The organism is Sphingomonas prati (genome assembly GCF_014643515.1).
Taxonomy (GTDB): domain Bacteria; phylum Pseudomonadota; class Alphaproteobacteria; order Sphingomonadales; family Sphingomonadaceae; genus Sphingomonas_R; species Sphingomonas_R prati.
Genome location: NZ_BMJP01000001.1, coordinates 1,151,596 through 1,167,385 on the forward strand (window position 1 = coordinate 1,151,596; position 15,790 = coordinate 1,167,385).

A 15,790-nucleotide genomic window follows, 5' to 3' on the forward strand; every position below is an offset into this window, starting at 1 on the left:
AACTTCTCGACAGGCTCGAACCAAACGGGGTGGTGCAACGGGATCAGCCGGGATCGACCCTCAAAACACCAGTGCAGGCGCCTGCTCGGGCACCGCCGCCCCGCGCCAGCGCCCGATCGGCACGACCTCCACCCCCTCGGGCGTCTTCCGCCGCTGCAACAGACTGGTCAGCTGCTGCGGCGTATCGCCGATCGTCACGCGCGCCCGCACCCAGAACAGGTCCGACGTGAACCCCGCCCCCGGCGGCACCGACACGCCGGCGCGCTGAAAATCCTCCGCGGTCAGATACCCCTGCCGCGTCCGCACCGCGACCAGCGTCTGCGCCGCCTCCGCATTGTCCAGCAGGATCGCCAGCAGCTCCGGCGATGCCGCGTTCAGGTTGACCGGCGCCTGCCCCGGCAACGCCGTCGCCAGCCGTGCCAGCCCGGCCAGCGTCGCCGGCTTCAAGCCGAACAGCGCGAGCGGCGCCAGATCGGTGATCGGCCCACCCTGCCGAATGAGCGCCCCCGCGCGCAACGCCAGTTCCGGCGGCAGCTGCAACGCCCGCGCGATCCGCGCCGCGATCAGGCTCGCACCGATATCGTCGCTGGCCAGCGCGTTGATGTTGAACCGCCCCTGCGCGTCCGCGATCGCCAGATCGAACGTGCCGCCCTGGATCTTCGCCCCACGCTCCGCCAGCGCCGCCCACGGCTCGCCCGCATGATCCGCCAGCGGCGCGGTCACCGCATCGCGGCGCAACGCCACGATGGCGCTCGCCTCCGCCCCGCGCACCGCCGCCTGCGCCGCCGCCGCATCGCGCATCCGCTGCGCCCGCGTCAGCGCCGCATCCTCGCCCGACAGCATCAGCGCCACGACCCCCGCCGCCAGCGCCACGAACAGCAGCACGGTGATCAGGATCATGCCCTGCTCCTCACGCGCCGGCGTCATGCCGGCACGCTCCCGGGCACACCCGCCGGCTTCGGCTTCACGATCGGCACCGGCAGCGCGACGATCCGCCGCACCGTCCCCGCCGGCCGCCCCTTGCCCGGCGTCAGCGTCAACGTCACGTCGATCGCATCCGGCCAGTCGGTCTGGCGGTCGGGTTCCGCCGGCGGCCAGCTGTCGCGCCACCCTGCTGCCCCGTCGCGGTACCGCCAGCGCACCGCCGACACCCCGCCCAGCAACCGCTGCGACCGGATCGCCTCACCCGGCACCACCGGCATCAGCGTCCGGGTCAGCGCCCCCGCCGCCAGCGTATAGGACACCGGCGCGCCATAGCCGCCATTGGCCTGCGCATGCCGCCGGAACGCCACCCCCCCGGCCGACCCGGCGATCCCGCCCTCCGACACCTGTTCCAGGTCGCTCGTCACCACGAACATCGCGCGTTGCAGGTCGCCCAGCCGCTCCAGCCGCCCGTCGGTCTGCGCCTGCACGCCGAGCACATTCTCGACCAGCGCCAGCCCCGCCACCGCGATCAGCCCGAACAGCGCCAGCGACACGATCAGCTCGATCAACGTGAAGCCCTGCTCCCCCGCCCGCACCTCAAGGCCGCGCACAGGCGTCAAGCAGACGCGCTCGCCGCCGCCACCTGATACCCGTCCGGCCCCGCGACCAGGATCGACAATTCGCGCACGCAACTGCCGTCCGACCGGAATTTCAGCGTGCCCGTCACGCCGCGATACGGCTCCATCGCCAGCAACCCCGCCCGGCTGATCCGGTTCTGCGTGCGCAACCGCTGCACGATCCCCGCCGCGTCATAGGCGAGTGCCGCGATCGTCCCCGGCGTCCCGCCATGCTGCGCCTGAAACGCCGTCGCGAACGTTCCGAACGCCGTCGGATCCGGCGCCGCGATCCACGCCCCCGCCGTCGCCTGCAACGCCGCCGGCGCATAATCCACGCCCTGCATCAGCCCGAGCAGCTGTACGCCGCTCCCCGCCAGCCCACGCGCCGCCTCGACGAACACCGCGGCGTTGTCCGGCACCAGCAACGCATCCGGCGCACCGCCCGCGATCCGCCCCAGCTCGAGCCCAAGCCCCGCCAGGTTCGCCGGCCGCGCGACCGGCACCAGCTCATACCCCAGCTCGCCCTGCAACCGCGCGCACGCCGCCGCGACCTGCGCACTCCACGCGCCCTCGCCCGCCAGCAAACCGATCCGCCGCAACCCGCGCTGCCGTCCGTAGCGCAGGATCGCGGTCGTCAGCTGCGACGCGGTGATGCCCAAAATGAACGCCCCGCTCTCGTACAGCGAAATATCGTTGCTGAACGACAGCACCGGCACCCGCCCCGCCGCCTCGGCCAGCACCGGGCGCACGTCCGCCGCGAACACCGGGCCCAGGATCAGCTTCGCGCCACCCTTGATCGCAGCCCGCGCCGCCAGTGCCGCGCCCGCGCCGGTATCGACCGCCGTCGCCAGCACCGGCTTGCCCCCGAACGGCAACTGCAACGATGCGGCCCGCTGCATGCTCAGTCCGAGGTTGGCGGATGCGCCGGTCAGCGGTAGCAGGAACGCCACCGGTTCGCGATTGACGCGCGGCGCCGCCATCAGGGGAACAGACGATGCAACCGACAGCAGCCCCACGGATCGCGCGAGGCGCAGCATCTGCCGCCGATCCAGCGTCACCGGGTCTGGCATCGTCATCCGTCCTCGTCCCCATCGATCGCCACCGCCGCCGCGTCCTGCTGTTCGCAGGGATCGGTGCCGGGGCCTATCTGCTGGCGCTGCTCGCCACCATACCCGCGCGGCTCGTCCTGCCAGAGGACGTGCCGGCGCTGGGCGCTGTATCAGGAACCATCTGGCACGGCGAGGCCGCACTGGCCGGCGGCGACCGGCTGGAATGGCGCTTCGCCCCGCTCCGCACGCTGTCCAGCCTGGCCTTCGCGGCGGACTTCACGGTCACCGGCGCACAGACCGACCTCGCCGGGCGCGCCGCACTCTCCCCCTCGCGCGTCCGGCTCGATTCGGTAGCCGGCCGCGCGGACGGCACGCTGCTCCGCGCCGCCTTCCCGGACCTGCCGTTCACCTGCGAACTGGGGTTGCAGGTCGATGTGCCCCGCCTGACCTTCGGCGACGGCGCCACCGACGTCGCCGGCGAAATTCGCAGCACGCCCGGCACCTGCACGCCGCGCACCGGCGGCACCCCCGCCCCGGTCCCCGCGCTCCTGGCCACCGCCCGCGCCGCCGGCCCGAACAGCACCGCGCTGGTCGTCACCCCCGCCACCCAACGCCGCGAAACCCTCGCCCGCACCGTCTTCACCCGCGACGGCCGCGTCTCCATCACCGTCCGCCCCCAAGGCGCCGCCCTCTTCCCCTTCGCCAGCCCCCCGGGTGGCCTGTCGCTGGAAACGACGCTGTAGGGAGGTCATCCGCGAAGGCATTTCCCAGAAAACCGTCCATCCCGAGCGAAGTCGAGGGACCCTTCGAGCGCAGTCGAGAAGCCAACAGCACCCCTCGACTACGCTCGGGGGAAAGCGTGCCTCGACTGCGCTCGGCATGGACGGATCTGGGAAGTTGGGCAGAACCACGATGGCGCCCCATCAAGTTGAAGCACACCCCCAACCCCGTTCGGTTCGAGCCTGTCGAGAACCCCGCGCTAAGTTCTCGACAAGCTCGAAGCAAACGGATCAGTGAAGAAGTTCATGGGGTCAGCAAACCCCCTACATCCCCACCAAATTATTCAAATTGATGATCGGCAGCAAAATCGCCAGCACCATCAACAGCACCAGCCCACCCATCATCAACAACACCGCCGGCTCCACCAGCGCCACCAGCGTCGACACCGCCTGCTCCAGCTCGCGGTCCAGCTCCCCCGCCGCACGGCCCAGCGCCGGCCCCAGCCGCCCGCTCGATTCCCCCGACGCCACGATCGCGACCAGCATCGACGGAAAAATCGCCGCCTCCGTCATGCCCGTCTGCAAACTCGCCCCCTCGCGCACCCGCGCCGCCACCGCCCGCGCGCGCTCCCGCACGTGCAGGTTCGGCGTCACCGCGGCCGCCGCGTTCAGCGCCTCAACCAGTGGCACCATGCTCTGCACCAGCGTCGCCAGCGACCCCGCGAACCGCGCCGCATTATGCTTGCGCGAAAAGCCCGCCACCGGCCGCGTCGTCGCCAGGAACCGGTGGAAGCGCAACCGATTGCCCTCCTTCTTCACCCACGCCCGCCACGCGACCATCGCCGCGACGATCCCCGCCGCCATCACCAGCCCGTAACTCTGGAACCCGGCGCTTAAGCCAATCAGCGCACGCGTTAGGAACGGCAACTCCGCCCCGCGCGACACGAACACCTTCACGATATCGGGCACCACATACACCAGCAGCAGCACCATCATCCCGATCGACACCACCGCCAGCAGCGCGGGATACAGCAACGCCAGCTGCACCTTCTGCTGGTTCCGGTGACGATGCTCGACGAACTCGGCCAGGTGATTCAGCACCTCCGGCAACCGCCCGGACTGCTCCCCCGCCGCCACCGACGCACGGTAGAATTCCGGGAACGCCGCCGGATGATCGCCCAGCGCCTGCGCGAAGCTCCGCCCGTCCAGGATCCCGCCCCGCACGTTCAGCAACAGCCCCGCCATCGCCGGCGTATCGGCCTGCGCCGCGACCAGCCGCAGCGCCTCCTCGATCCGGATATCGCTGCTCACCAGCGTCGAAATCTGCCGCGTCACGGTCGACAACGCCCGCGCCCCCACCCGCTTTCGGAACAGCTGGGACAGGTCGATCCCGCCCTTCGCGTCGCCCACCGGCTTGTCGGTCATCTCGACCGACGTCGGCAACAACTGCCGCTCCCGCAACACCCGCCGCGCTGCGCCCGCGTTCGCCGCCTCGAGCACGCCGCGCGAGGCTTTGCCCGCGGTATCAACCGCCTTGTACGAGAAGGCTGGCATCAGCGACGCGCTCCGGACCGGTTCTCGACAAGCTGGAACCAAACGGCACGCGAAGACAATCCCCTACCCCCAACCCCGTTCGGTTCGAGCCTGTCGAGAACCCGCCCCAACGGGATGTGGGAACAACCGAAACTCACAAATCGTCCCTCACCACGCGCGCAACCTCGTCCACCGACGTCAGCCCGCCGCGCACCTTCGCGATCCCGTCATCGAGCAAACTCGGCGACCGTTCCCGCGCCGCCGCCACCAGCGCCGCCTCCGACGCGCCGTCGTGAATCAGCGCCTGCATCCGCTCGTCCACCGTCACCAGCTCGTACAGCCCCAGCCGCCCGCGATACCCGTCGCCGTGGCACGCCGGGCACCCGACCGGCCGGTACACCACATCGCCCACCGCGATCGCCCCGGACATCAGCGCGACGTCCCGTGCCCCCGCCACATCCTCGACCCGGCATGCCTGACACAGCTTCCGCACCAGCCGCTGCGCGATCAGCCCGACGATCATCGGCGCGAGCAGATAGCGCTCAACCCCCATGTCGATCAGCCGCGTCACGCTCCCGATCGCGCTGTTCGTGTGCAGCGTGGACAGGACGAAATGCCCGGTCATGCTCGACCGGACCGCCACCTCCGCGGTCTCGTCGTCGCGGATCTCGCCCACCATGATGACGTCCGGATCCTGCCGCAGGATCGCACGCAGCCCCCGCGCAAAGGTCAGCTCGGTCTTTGGATTGACCTGCGTCTGGCCGACACCCTCCAGCTCATATTCGATCGGATCCTCGACCGTCATGATGTTGCGCTGCCGGTCGTTCAGCCGGGTCAGCGCCGCATACAGCGTCGTCGTCTTGCCGCTACCGGTCGGCCCGGTGACCAGCACGATCCCGTGCGGCCGCTGCAGCAACGTATGGAAGACCCCGATGTCATGCTCGTTCATGCCGAGCGCCTTCAGGTCAAGCTGCGTCGCCCCGCGGTCGAGCAACCGCAGCACCACCCGCTCGCCATGCTGCGTCGGAATGGTCGAAACGCGCGCATCGATATCGTACCCGCCGACCCGCAACGTCACGCGCCCGTCCTGCGGCACGCGCTTCTCCGCGATGTCGAGCTTCGCCATCACCTTGATCCGGCTCACCAGCAACGGCGCCAGCGCACGCTTCGGCTCCACCCGGTCGCGCAGCACGCCGTCGATCCGGAACCGCACCAGCAGGCGCTTCTCCTGCGTCTCGACATGGATGTCCGACGCGCCCTCCTTCACCGCCTCCAGCAGCAGCGCGTTGATCAGCCGGATCACCGGCGAATCGTCACGATTGTCGAGCAGGTCGTCCACCGCCGACGCGCTGTCGGCCAGCGCGGCCAGATCGCTGTCGCTCGCCGACGCGGCATCCGACGCCTCGGTGGCACTATCGCGATATTGCGTACTCAGCGCCGCATCGAACGCCGCATCGTCCAGCGGCACGATCGGCATCGCATCGCCGAACAACCGCTGCACCTCCAGCATCGCGGCCAGCGACGGCGCGCCGCGCGTCACGCACTCGCCACCGGCCGGCGTCGCCCGCACGATCACCCCATGCCGCCGCGCAAAGCCGTAAGGCAGCCCGGCGATCGCCACCGGCTCGGCCGGCTGCAACACCAGCACCTCGTCCGCCGCCACATCGACCACGTCGGTCACGATCACGTCGCTCATTCGCCCTGCACCACCAGTTGCACGTTGACCGTCCCCGGCGCCGTCCCGCGGTCCAGCCGCAGCTCGGCCAGCGTCACGCCGCCGCCCGTCTCAAGATCCGCCAGCCAGCGGATCGTCGCGTCATAAGGCACACCGTCCATCACGACACGCGTCCGTCCGCCCTCCGGCTCGACACGCTGTACCGTCAGGCCGAAACCCGCCGCGGTCGTCGTCAGGATCTGCGCCACCGGCCCGGTCCGCGCGGTTCCCGCCGGCCGCACCGCCGGCCCCGCCGCGACCAGCCCGGCGGACAGCGTCTCGTACGTCCGGATATCGGCCAGCGCCTGGCCGCGCGCCGCCTGCAACGGCTTCACCACCAGCACCAGCATCAGCGCGATCACCGCCACGCCGCCCAGCACCGCCAGCATCACGCGTTCGCGCGGCGATCGGTCCATCCACCACGACCGGCCACGCACGACATAGGGTTCGAACGGGATCGCCATCAGCCTGCCTCTCCGGTCGCCGATACCGCCGCATTGGCGCGCGTCTGTACCGTGATCTGCCCCTCGGCGCCGCCCGCCGCCGCGGTCCCGCCGCCGCCGCTCACCACCAGCCCTGCGCTACGCATCCGCGCCTCCACGCCCTGCACAGCGGCCAGGTCCGGCGCGCTCACGTCCAGCACGATCGTCCCCGCGCCCGCATCATAGGCCAGCGACCGCAACGTCACGCCCGCGCCCATCGCCTGTGAAATCCGCCCCATCATCGGCACGAACGTCGCCCCCGGCGTCGCATTCCCGCTCGGCAACAGGTCACCCGCCACCTCGGCCAGGTCGCCGCTGGTCGACGTCCCCGGTGCGATCCGCTCGACGATCGCCGCGGTCTCCGCCTTCCGCTCGGCCGCCACGCGTTGCAGCGCGATCGTGTCCGCCGCCGCGATCGCCCCATGCGCCAGCAGGCCGCAGCCCGCCACGATCGCCGCCCGCCGCCACAGTCGCGACGTCGCCCGCCGCACGCGCGCGAACGCGCCCTGCCGCAGGTCGATCGCCACGCTCGGCACGCCAACGACCGGATCGGCCGCCGCCACGCCCGCGATCCCGTCCGGCAAAGCCTCACCGTACAGGATGCAATCCGGCCGCCCCGCCACGCCCCAGATCGCCGCGAACCGCGCCGCCGGCACAGCAAAGCCGCCGCCGTCCGCGGTCCGCACCAGCACCCGGTCGCCGGTCCGCTCCACGCCCCACGCGCCCTCGGCCGGCAGGGGCAGCGCCAGCGCATCGGGCATCACCGCCGCATGGCCCAGCCCCGCCGCCTCGATCCGCGCGACCCATGCCGCCATCGTCGCGGTCGCGACCACGCCCGCCAGATAGCGTCCCGGCCCCGTCTCGGTCCCGAGCGCGGCATGCACCGCCTCGATCGGCTCGGCGATGCGGTCCTCGATCGCGAACGGCAGTGCCGCCAGCCGTTGCCGCCGCGATGCCAGCGGCAGGTCGACGACGGTCAGCAGCACCTGCTCGGTCGGCACCAGCACGACCGCCCCGGTCCGCGCGCCCTCGTCTACGGCTTCGCGCAGCACGGGCGCGCCGGCCCCGAGCACCCACACCCCACCCGGCCCCGCGGGCGGCATGAAGGCACGCAGACGGCGATAGTCGCGTTGATGGATCGCGTGTAACGTGACTTTCACATAAAGCCTTATTGGTGGTCCGATGACGACGTTGCCGACAGACACTAGCCTACCGCAGGCCCCACGGGTACTGCCCGAACAAAGACATTTGGGTGACAGTCAGGCCGGCTTGACGCTGGTCGAAATGATCGTCGTGCTGGCGATCATCGCGCTGGTCGCCGCGCTCATTGTCCCCAACGTCATCGGCCGCCCCGACGAGGCGCGCGTCACGGTCGCCCGCACCGATCTGAAAACGATCGCCGCCGCGCTCAAGATGTACCGCCTCGACAATGGCGACTACCCCTCAACGCAACAGGGGCTGACCGCGCTGGCGGAAAAGCCGTCCGGCGTCCCCGTGCCGACCAACTATGCGACCGAAGGCTATCTGCCGCAGGTCCCGATGGACCCGTGGGGTCGCCCCTATGCGTACAAGAATCCCGGCGAAAGCGGCAGCGGCTTCGACCTGTCCTCGCTCGGCAAGGACGGCCAGCCCGGCGGCGAAGGCCTCGACGCGGACCTGACCGAACGCCGCCGCTGACCCGCATGCGGCACGCACGACATCCGTCCGAAACCGGCATGACGCTGGTCGAAATGCTCGTGGTGCTCGTCATCATCGGCATTGCGGGCGGCGCCGTGACGCTGGGCATGGGCGCCGCCACCCGCGGCGCGAGCGCGGAAAACGAGGCGCGCCGGCTGTCCGCCCGCATCCGCATGGCCGCCGACGACGTCATGGTCACCGACCGCGCCGTGGCCTTCACCGCCGACGCGCGCGGCTACGGCTTCGTTGCGTGGGACGGCCGCCGCTGGGCTGCGTCCGATACGCCGCTGCTTGCCCGCCACGACCTGCCGTCCGGCGTCACGCTGTCCGGCGTCACCCCCGCGCCCGTGCCGATCGGGATCGACGGCATGGGCGGCACCATCGACGCCCGCATCGGCTCCACCCGCGACAGCTGGCGGGTCCGCTACGACGGCATGACCGTCACGACGACCGCGAGTGCGGCATCGTGACGCATGCGGTGCCCACGTCAGAACAGGGCTTCTCGCTGATCGAGGCGCTCGTCGCGCTCCTCATCCTGGGCGTCGCCGCCGCCGGCCTCGTCCGCGCGGTCGAAAGCCATATCGACTCCATCGCCCGCCTCGAATCACGCGCCGCCGCGGTCTGGGTCGCCGAAAACCGCCTGACCGAACTCGCGATCGGCGATACGGCGGGCGCTGCCGGTGCGGGAACGGTCGACATGCTCGGCCGACGCTGGCAGGTGCGCACCATGATCCGCACCAGCCCGGACCCCGACCTGTCCCGCATCGACGTCGCCGTGGGCCCGCCCGGCGCGGCGCCCATGGTCACGCTCGGCGGCTTCGTCGATCGCGGGCCGAAGGTCGCACCGGTCCCCGCCGCATGACCATCCTGCGCATCCCCCTCCGCCGCAGCCGCGCCGAAATCGGCGTCGATCTGTTCACCGGCGCGGTCATCGTGTCGGTCGCGATCGCGCTCGCCGGCCTCACCTGGCGCCTCACCGGCGAATCGGGTCTCCCCGCCCGCGCCGTCGCCTTCACCCCCGTCGCCCCGCCCCCGCCGGTCGATGTTGCCGCGATCGTCGCGGCCAGCCCGTTCGGCTCGGCCGCTCCCGTCGCGACCGCCGCCGCCGCCGGCAACCTCGTCCTGCGCGCCGTCATGTTCGCGCGACCCGCCAGCGCATCGACCGCGCTCGTCTCGGCCGGCGACACGCCCGCGACGCTGCTCCATGTCGGCGATCCGGCCCCCGGCGGCGCGATCGTCGACAGCATCGCGATCGACCACATCCTGCTGCGCGGCCCCGCCGGGCTCCAGACGCTCGCCTTCCCGCAACCCGGCGCGCCACCGCCCGCCGCCGGCACGGCCCCCACGCCGCAACCCTTCGTCGGCCTGCCGACCGCCGCCACGCCCACGCCGGTCCCCTCCGCGCCGCTCGTCTTCTCGCCCCCGCCATCGGGGGCCGGCGCGCCGGCCGCATTCCTTGACAGCATGGGCGCCACGCCGACCGACGGCGGCTACCGCATCGGCCCGGGCGCATCGCCCGCCATGCGCGCCGCGGGGCTCCAGCCTGGCGACCTCGTCGAACGCGTCAACGGCGCCGCTGTCGGTGACGCGAACCGTGATCGCGCCCTGTTCGCTTCCGCCGCCTCCGGCGGCCCGCTACGTGTAGAACTCGTCCGGAACGGCCGTCGCATCGCCGTATCGCTCCCGGCCCGGTGAAGGACCCCGCATGATCCGCCCGAACCGTTTCCTTGCCGCCGTGGCGCTCGCCACGCTGCTGCCCGTCGCTCCTTCCGCCGCGCAGGGCCCCGTCGCCGACGTGGTCGTCAACATGCGCGACGTCGAAATCGCCGACGTCGCCGAACAGATCAGCCGCATCACCGGCCGCACGCTCATCCTCGATCCCGCGGTCAAGGGCCGCGTCAACGTCACCTCCGCCGAACCGCTCAGCGTCGGCGGCGTCTGGGAACTGTTCCAGTCCGTCCTCCGCGTCCAGGGGTTCGCCGCGGTCCGCTCCGGCCGCAGCTGGCGCATCATTCCTCAGGCGAACGCGATCCGCGACGGCGGCAGCTCGGCCCTGCGCGGCAATGCCGGCGCACAGGACGTCGTCACCCGCCTCATCCGCCTCCGCAATCTCCAGCCGGAGGCCGCGGTCCGCGTGTTCCGCCCGCTCATCGCCAGCTTCGGCACGATCGAGGCGGTGACCAATCCCGACGCCGTCGTGGTCACCGACTATGCCGAGAATGTCCGCCGCATCGAACGGCTCGCGGCGTCGCTCGACAGCGGCGGCGGCGCCTCGTTCGACAGCATCACGCTGCGCAACGGTGCCGCACGCGACGTCGCCACCGCGATCCAGGCCGTCATGGGCGACAATGGTGCAAAGGTCGTCGCCGACGAACGCAGCAACATCGTGCTGGTCCGCGGCGATGCGTCCGCCCTGGCGGAGGCGCGGCGCATGGCCCGGCTGCTCGACCAGCCCGGCGGCGCGACCCCCATCACCCGCGTCTTCCGGCTGACCAACGGCGATGCCGAATCGATCACGCTCGTCCTGCGCGGCCTGCTCGGCGATGGGTCCGCCCAGGCCGACAACCCCGTCGCGCGCAGCCTGTCCAGTTCCTCGATCGGCGCGGGCGGCCTCGGCGGCGGCAGCAATGTCGGCGGCGGAATCGGTACCTCGCTTTCAGCGGCCGGCGGCTCGGCCCTGGGGGCTGCGGCATCCGGCGGGCTCGGCGCGGCACTCGGCGCGTCCAGCGGCGGCGGAAACACCGGCGGCGGGGCGCAACGTCAGGCAGTCCAGGGCTTCTCCACGCCCGAACTCGCGGTGCAGCCCGCGCCTGAAATCAACGCCATCGTCGCGCGCGGCACGCCCACCGCGATCGCCGCGCTCGAACCGCTGATCGCCGATCTCGACGTCCGCCGGCCGCAGGTGCTGATCGAGGCCGCGATCGTCGAAATCACCGGCGACCAGGCGGAATCACTCGGCATCCAGCTCGGCGTCGGCGCCGCCGCCGTCACCGGGGCGGACGGCCTGTTGAACTCGTCGACCACGCTCGGCCTCCCGCTCAGCTCGCTGCTGTCCGCGATCAATCCGGTCGCCGCCGCCGGCGTGCTCAGCAACGGCCTGACCGGCAATCTCGGCATCGGCAACAGCTTCAACATCCTGCTCCAGGCGATCGGCACGTCCAGCCGCGCGAACCTGCTCTCCACGCCCAGCGTCACCACGCTCGACAACGAAGTCGCGCAGATCGTCGTCGGCCAGAACGTCCCCTTCCGCACCGGCAGCTTCGCGACCGACGGCAACAGCACCAACCCGTTCACGACGATCGAACGGCAGGACGTCGGCATCACCTTACGCGTCATCCCGCGCATCCTGCAGGGCAACGTCGTCCGACTGGAAGTCAGCCAGGAGGTGTCCTCGCTCGTCGGCGCGGTGTCGGGCGCCGCCGATCTCATCACGAACCGCCGCGCGATCCAGACGAAAGTGCTCGCCGACAATGGCGGCACCATCGTGCTCGGCGGCCTGATCACCGACGACCGCGAAAGCAGCCGCAGCCAGGTACCCGTGCTCGGCGACGTCCCCATTCTCGGAAACCTGTTCAAGGCCCGCACGACCAGCCGCACGAAGCGTACGCTGTTCGTCTTCCTCAAACCCACCATCCTGCGCGACAAGGTCAGCGTCGACACCGCCACCGACCGCCAGTACGCCCGCCTCCGCGGCGAAGAAGCCAACATCGAACTCCGCCCCCGCCCCGGCGACAGCCCCCTCCTCCGCCCGACCGGCCCACGGCTGACGACGGAGATCAACGGACTCTACTAAACGCTGGCGACGCGCGAGGTCGGATCCCCTGCCTGTTCCGCCAACATTGCCCTGCGCGTCACAATCCGCTAACCGCCGCAGCACTCACTAGGACCCGGTGCAAATCCGGGCGGCTATTCCGGCCGCCGATCCGCCGGACAACGCGAATGCGCATGCCTGGATTTACCGCCGGTCGAAACCGGACGGTCCCGCTGCGCGGTCTGCGAGTTTTACACATGACATCTGCTTTATCCCGCTACCGGGCCGAATGGTTTGACGGCCTCGGCGGCGTGCGTCGCGACACGCTAGCCGGCATGGTCGCCACCTTCGCGCTCATCCCGGAGGTGATCGCGTTCGCGTTCGTCGCCGGCATCGATCCGGAGGTCGGGCTGTTCGCCTCCTTCGTCATCGGCATCGTCATCGCGGTCGTCGGTGGCCGCCCGGCCATGATCTCGGGCGCGGCCGGATCGGTCGCGCTGGTCGTCGCCGCGCTCGTCCACAGTCACGGCCTGCAATATCTGCTCGCCGCGACAGTCCTCGCCGGCCTGTTCCAGATCCTGTTCGGGCTGTGCAAGCTCGACATCCTCATGCGGTTCGTGTCGAAATCGGTCCGCACCGGCTTCGTCAACGCGCTCGCCATCCTGATCTTCTCGGCGCAACTCCCGCAGCTGATCGATGTCAGCTGGCACACCTACGCCATGGTCGCCGGCGGCCTCGCGATCATCTACCTGCTGCCGCGGGTCACCACCGTCATTCCCTCGCCGCTCGTCTGCATCGTCGTGCTGACGATCGTGGCGACGCTGTTCCCGATGCCGGTCGCCACGATCGCCGATCTCGGCCGGCTGCCCGCGTCGCTGCCCAGCTTTGCCTTCCCCAACGTCCCGCTCGGCTGGGATACGCTGCGGATCGTCGCGCCCTATGCGTTCGCGATGGCGGCGGTCGGCCTGCTCGAATCGATGATGACCGCGGGCGTCGTCGACGAACTGACCGAGACGGGCAGCGACAAGGCGCGCGAATGCACCGGCCTCGGCGTCGCCAATGTCGCGGCCGGGCTGTTCGGCGGCATCGCCGGCTGCGGCATGATCGGCCAGACGGTCGGCAACGTCCGCTACGGCGGGCGCGGTCGGCTGTCGACTTTGGTCGCGGGCGTGTTCCTGCTGATCGTCATGGTCCCGCTCCGCCCCTGGGTGGCGCAGGTGCCGGTCGCCGCACTCGTCGCGATCATGATCATGGTGTCGATCAGCACCTTCTCCTGGGGCTCGCTCCGCGATCTGGCGCGTCATCCGAAGGTGTCGGGCGTGGTCATGCTGGCGACCGTCGCGGTCACCGTCGCGACGCACGATCTGTCGGCCGGCGTCATGGTCGGCGTGGCGCTCAGCGGCGTGTTCTTTGCGTTCAAGGTGACGCGCATGATGGACGTCGCGGTCGATCACGACGCGGCCACCGACACGCGGCGCTATACCGTGTCGGGACAGGTCTTCTTCGCCAGCGCGGACATCTTCGCCGACAAGTTCGACCTGCGCGAAACCGCCCGTGCGGTGCGGATCGACCTGACCGCCGCGCATCTGTGGGATGTCACTGCGGTCGGCGCGCTGCAGCATGTCGTCACGATGCTGCAACGCCACGGCACGCAGGTTCAGGTCGTCGGCCTGAACCAGGCAAGCGCGATCCTCGTCGATCGCCACGCGCCATTGACCGACGTCGACGCGGGCAGCCCGGTCATTCCCCGGCCAGCCTGACCCGCACCCGCTCCGTGCCGCGCGCGAACACCGCGCGGTCCGCGGCCAGCCCCTCCAGCCGCCACGTCCCGGCCAGTTCGCCCACCGCGACCGGCCGGCTCCGTCCGTCCGCATCGCGGACCAGCGCCACCGCCGCATCGGGCAACCGCCCGACGACACCGACCAGCACCGGCGCATCGCCCTCCCCGCCCGCCACCACATCGGCCACGGACGGATCGTCGAGCCCACCCCCGAACAACCGCCGCGTCGGCGCACTGACCGGAACGGGCCGCAACACCGCCGCCGCCGAAGCGACGGGCACCACCGGCACCGCCACACGGTTCCACAACAGGACCACCGGCACGGCAAGCGCCACCGCTCCCGCGATCCAGGTCGCGCGCCGCATCACCGCCCCCGCCGATCGGGCGACCAGACCAACGCCGTCCCCTCGAACCGCAACCGGTCCGCCGCCCCCGGCTCCGCGCGCAACCGCCAGTCCGCAAAGCGCACCGCCGGCGGCCCGCTCTCCAGCGCCGCCAGCAGCGCGCGCATCGCCGCCTCCGGTCCCACCAAAGTCGCCAGCGTCCGCGCCCGCCCGCCGACCCGCCCCGCCGCCGACAGCCGCAGCACGGTCACGCCCGACCCCACCGCCGCCGCGCGCACCCGCGCCACCGGGTCGCCGTCCGCCCGCACCGGCCGCGGCGCACGCACCACCGCCAGCATCGCCGCCTCGCGCAGCCGCACGCCGTTCAGCCGCCGCACCATCGCCGCCCCCCACAGCGACGCGCCGAGCACCAGCCCCGCCAGCACCCCGAACCGGACCGCGTCCTTCATGGTCGATCAATCCGCATCGTCATGCGGATCCCGCGGTCCGCCACCATCTCCTGCGACACCGTCCGCGCCCGCCGCAGCATCGCGTCACGCCCCAGCGAATCGCGCAGCACCACCGGATCGGTCGTATCGATCACGACCTCCACCGCACCGCCCGCCCCCATGCCGGCCGCATGCAACGTCGCCCCCGCCGGCAGAACCTCGTCGAGCCGCCCCAGCACCTCGCTCACCCCCGGCCGCGCGAACACCGCCACCGCACCCGCCTGCGCCGCCACATCCGCCGCGCGCGCCCCCGCCAGCGGCGCCAGCCGCGCGATCCGCGCCTCCCCCGCCCGCGACAGCACCCAGCCACCGACACCGGTCAGCAACGGCACCACCACCAGCAACCACAGCCACGCCGGCTGCTCCGCAGGCACGTCCGCCGTCACCACGATACCGTCAGCGATCACCGCCCCCGGCACGACATCCTCCGCCCGCAAGGCGGCCAGCACCGCATCCACCCGATCGCGATGCGCCATCGCCACCCGCACGCGCCCGTCGTCGCCAGCCTCAAACCCCCAATATAACCGCCCCAAAGCCACCGGCGCCCGCCCCGCCAACGCCCGCGCCACCGCCGCCCGCGTCACCACACCGGGCACATCGACCACCAGCGACAACACATCCGCCGCGTCCAGCCGAACCGCCACAGCGTCCCCCCGCAACGCCGCCAAGCCCTCCGCAGAGCCCTCGACCGCCCCCGCGTCGATCGTCACAG

17 protein-coding genes and 1 other annotated feature are annotated in these 15,790 nt (G+C 71.5%); of the genes, 7 read left to right on the forward strand and 10 right to left on the reverse strand.

Annotated features, from left to right (window positions below; translation table 11 throughout):
* Positions 1-60: 60 nt before the first annotated feature.
* The 3 genes from IEX50_RS05265 to IEX50_RS05275 are packed head-to-tail and all read right to left on the reverse strand — an operon-like array spanning position 61 to position 2,521.
* Positions 61-927, reverse strand: coding sequence for a type II secretion system minor pseudopilin (locus IEX50_RS05265; protein ID WP_157175317.1), 867 nt, complete (start codon positions 925-927; stop codon positions 61-63).
* Positions 924-1,535: a type II secretion system protein GspJ gene (locus IEX50_RS05270; protein WP_229673665.1), complete on the reverse strand. Its 612-nt coding sequence runs from the start codon at positions 1,533-1,535 to the stop codon at positions 924-926. The genes IEX50_RS05265 and IEX50_RS05270 overlap by 4 nt, the downstream gene beginning before the upstream one ends.
* Before the next feature lie 5 nt (positions 1,536-1,540).
* Positions 1,541-2,521 (reverse strand): ABC transporter substrate-binding protein, encoded by a 981-nt coding sequence (locus IEX50_RS05275; RefSeq protein WP_229673667.1) that lies wholly within the window; start codon positions 2,519-2,521, stop codon positions 1,541-1,543.
* A 14-nt stretch (positions 2,522-2,535) separates the two neighbouring features.
* On the opposite strand from IEX50_RS05275, the gene IEX50_RS05280 reads away from it, so the two are divergent.
* Positions 2,536-3,333 (forward strand): type II secretion system protein N, encoded by a 798-nt coding sequence (locus IEX50_RS05280; RefSeq protein WP_157175315.1) that lies wholly within the window; start codon positions 2,536-2,538, stop codon positions 3,331-3,333.
* Positions 3,334-3,633: 300 nt separating this feature from the next.
* On the opposite strand, the gene IEX50_RS05285 is transcribed toward IEX50_RS05280, so the two are convergent.
* The 4 genes from IEX50_RS05285 to gspL all read right to left on the reverse strand — a co-directional run bounded on the left by IEX50_RS05285 (position 3,634) and on the right by gspL (position 8,198).
* Entirely contained in the window at positions 3,634-4,863 is a 1,230-nt protein-coding gene (locus IEX50_RS05285) for a type II secretion system F family protein (RefSeq protein ID WP_157175314.1), read from the reverse strand.
* Between the two features lie 133 nt (positions 4,864-4,996).
* Positions 4,997-6,538, reverse strand: coding sequence for a type II secretion system ATPase GspE (gene gspE, locus IEX50_RS05290; protein WP_157175313.1), 1,542 nt, complete (start codon positions 6,536-6,538; stop codon positions 4,997-4,999).
* Complete coding sequence (locus IEX50_RS05295; RefSeq protein ID WP_157175312.1) at positions 6,535-7,020, reverse strand: type II secretion system protein M; 486 nt, start codon at positions 7,018-7,020, stop codon at positions 6,535-6,537. Before IEX50_RS05295 ends, gspE begins: the two co-directional genes overlap by 4 nt.
* The gene (gene gspL, locus IEX50_RS05300) at positions 7,020-8,198 is read right to left on the reverse strand and encodes a type II secretion system protein GspL (protein WP_157175311.1); all 1,179 of its coding nucleotides are present in this window, start codon (positions 8,196-8,198) and stop codon (positions 7,020-7,022) included. The genes IEX50_RS05295 and gspL overlap by 1 nt, the downstream gene beginning before the upstream one ends.
* Before the next feature lie 88 nt (positions 8,199-8,286).
* Between gspL and gspG the strand changes: the two genes are divergently transcribed.
* The 6 genes from gspG to IEX50_RS05330 all read left to right on the forward strand — a co-directional run bounded on the left by gspG (position 8,287) and on the right by IEX50_RS05330 (position 14,226).
* Positions 8,287-8,715: a type II secretion system major pseudopilin GspG gene (gene gspG, locus IEX50_RS05305; protein ID WP_373285280.1), complete on the forward strand. Its 429-nt coding sequence runs from the start codon at positions 8,287-8,289 to the stop codon at positions 8,713-8,715.
* A gap of 5 nt (positions 8,716-8,720) precedes the next feature.
* Entirely contained in the window at positions 8,721-9,185 is a 465-nt protein-coding gene (locus tag IEX50_RS05310) for a prepilin-type N-terminal cleavage/methylation domain-containing protein (RefSeq protein WP_229673668.1), read from the forward strand.
* A complete protein-coding gene (gene gspI, locus IEX50_RS05315) occupies positions 9,182-9,577 on the forward strand; it encodes a type II secretion system minor pseudopilin GspI (protein WP_229673670.1) in 396 nt (131 codons plus the stop codon). Before IEX50_RS05310 ends, gspI begins: the two co-directional genes overlap by 4 nt.
* A complete protein-coding gene (locus IEX50_RS05320; protein ID WP_157175308.1) occupies positions 9,574-10,410 on the forward strand; it encodes a type II secretion system protein N in 837 nt (278 codons plus the stop codon). Before gspI ends, IEX50_RS05320 begins: the two co-directional genes overlap by 4 nt.
* A gap of 10 nt (positions 10,411-10,420) precedes the next feature.
* A complete protein-coding gene (gene gspD / locus IEX50_RS05325; protein ID WP_157175307.1) occupies positions 10,421-12,508 on the forward strand; it encodes a type II secretion system secretin GspD in 2,088 nt (695 codons plus the stop codon).
* A gap of 87 nt (positions 12,509-12,595) precedes the next feature.
* Positions 12,596-12,651, forward strand: a sequence feature (sul1 is cis-regulatory element that is thought to sense ions involved in sulfur or methionine metabolism; They are found in Alphaproteobacteria).
* A 72-nt stretch (positions 12,652-12,723) separates the two neighbouring features.
* Positions 12,724-14,226 (forward strand): SulP family inorganic anion transporter, encoded by a 1,503-nt coding sequence (locus tag IEX50_RS05330; protein WP_157175306.1) that lies wholly within the window; start codon positions 12,724-12,726, stop codon positions 14,224-14,226.
* On the opposite strand, the gene IEX50_RS05335 is transcribed toward IEX50_RS05330, so the two are convergent.
* From IEX50_RS05335 to IEX50_RS05345, 3 genes are read right to left on the reverse strand one after another with little or no spacing between them, the layout of a single operon-like run.
* Positions 14,207-14,611, reverse strand: coding sequence for a hypothetical protein (locus tag IEX50_RS05335; RefSeq protein WP_157175305.1), 405 nt, complete (start codon positions 14,609-14,611; stop codon positions 14,207-14,209). The genes IEX50_RS05330 and IEX50_RS05335 overlap by 20 nt on opposite strands.
* Positions 14,611-15,039 (reverse strand): hypothetical protein, encoded by a 429-nt coding sequence (locus IEX50_RS05340; protein ID WP_157175304.1) that lies wholly within the window; start codon positions 15,037-15,039, stop codon positions 14,611-14,613. Before IEX50_RS05340 ends, IEX50_RS05335 begins: the two co-directional genes overlap by 1 nt.
* On the reverse strand, positions 15,036-15,788 hold the full coding sequence (locus tag IEX50_RS05345; protein ID WP_157175303.1) for a hypothetical protein: 753 nt from the start codon (positions 15,786-15,788) through the stop codon (positions 15,036-15,038). Before IEX50_RS05345 ends, IEX50_RS05340 begins: the two co-directional genes overlap by 4 nt.
* Between the last annotated feature and the right edge of the window lie 2 nt (positions 15,789-15,790).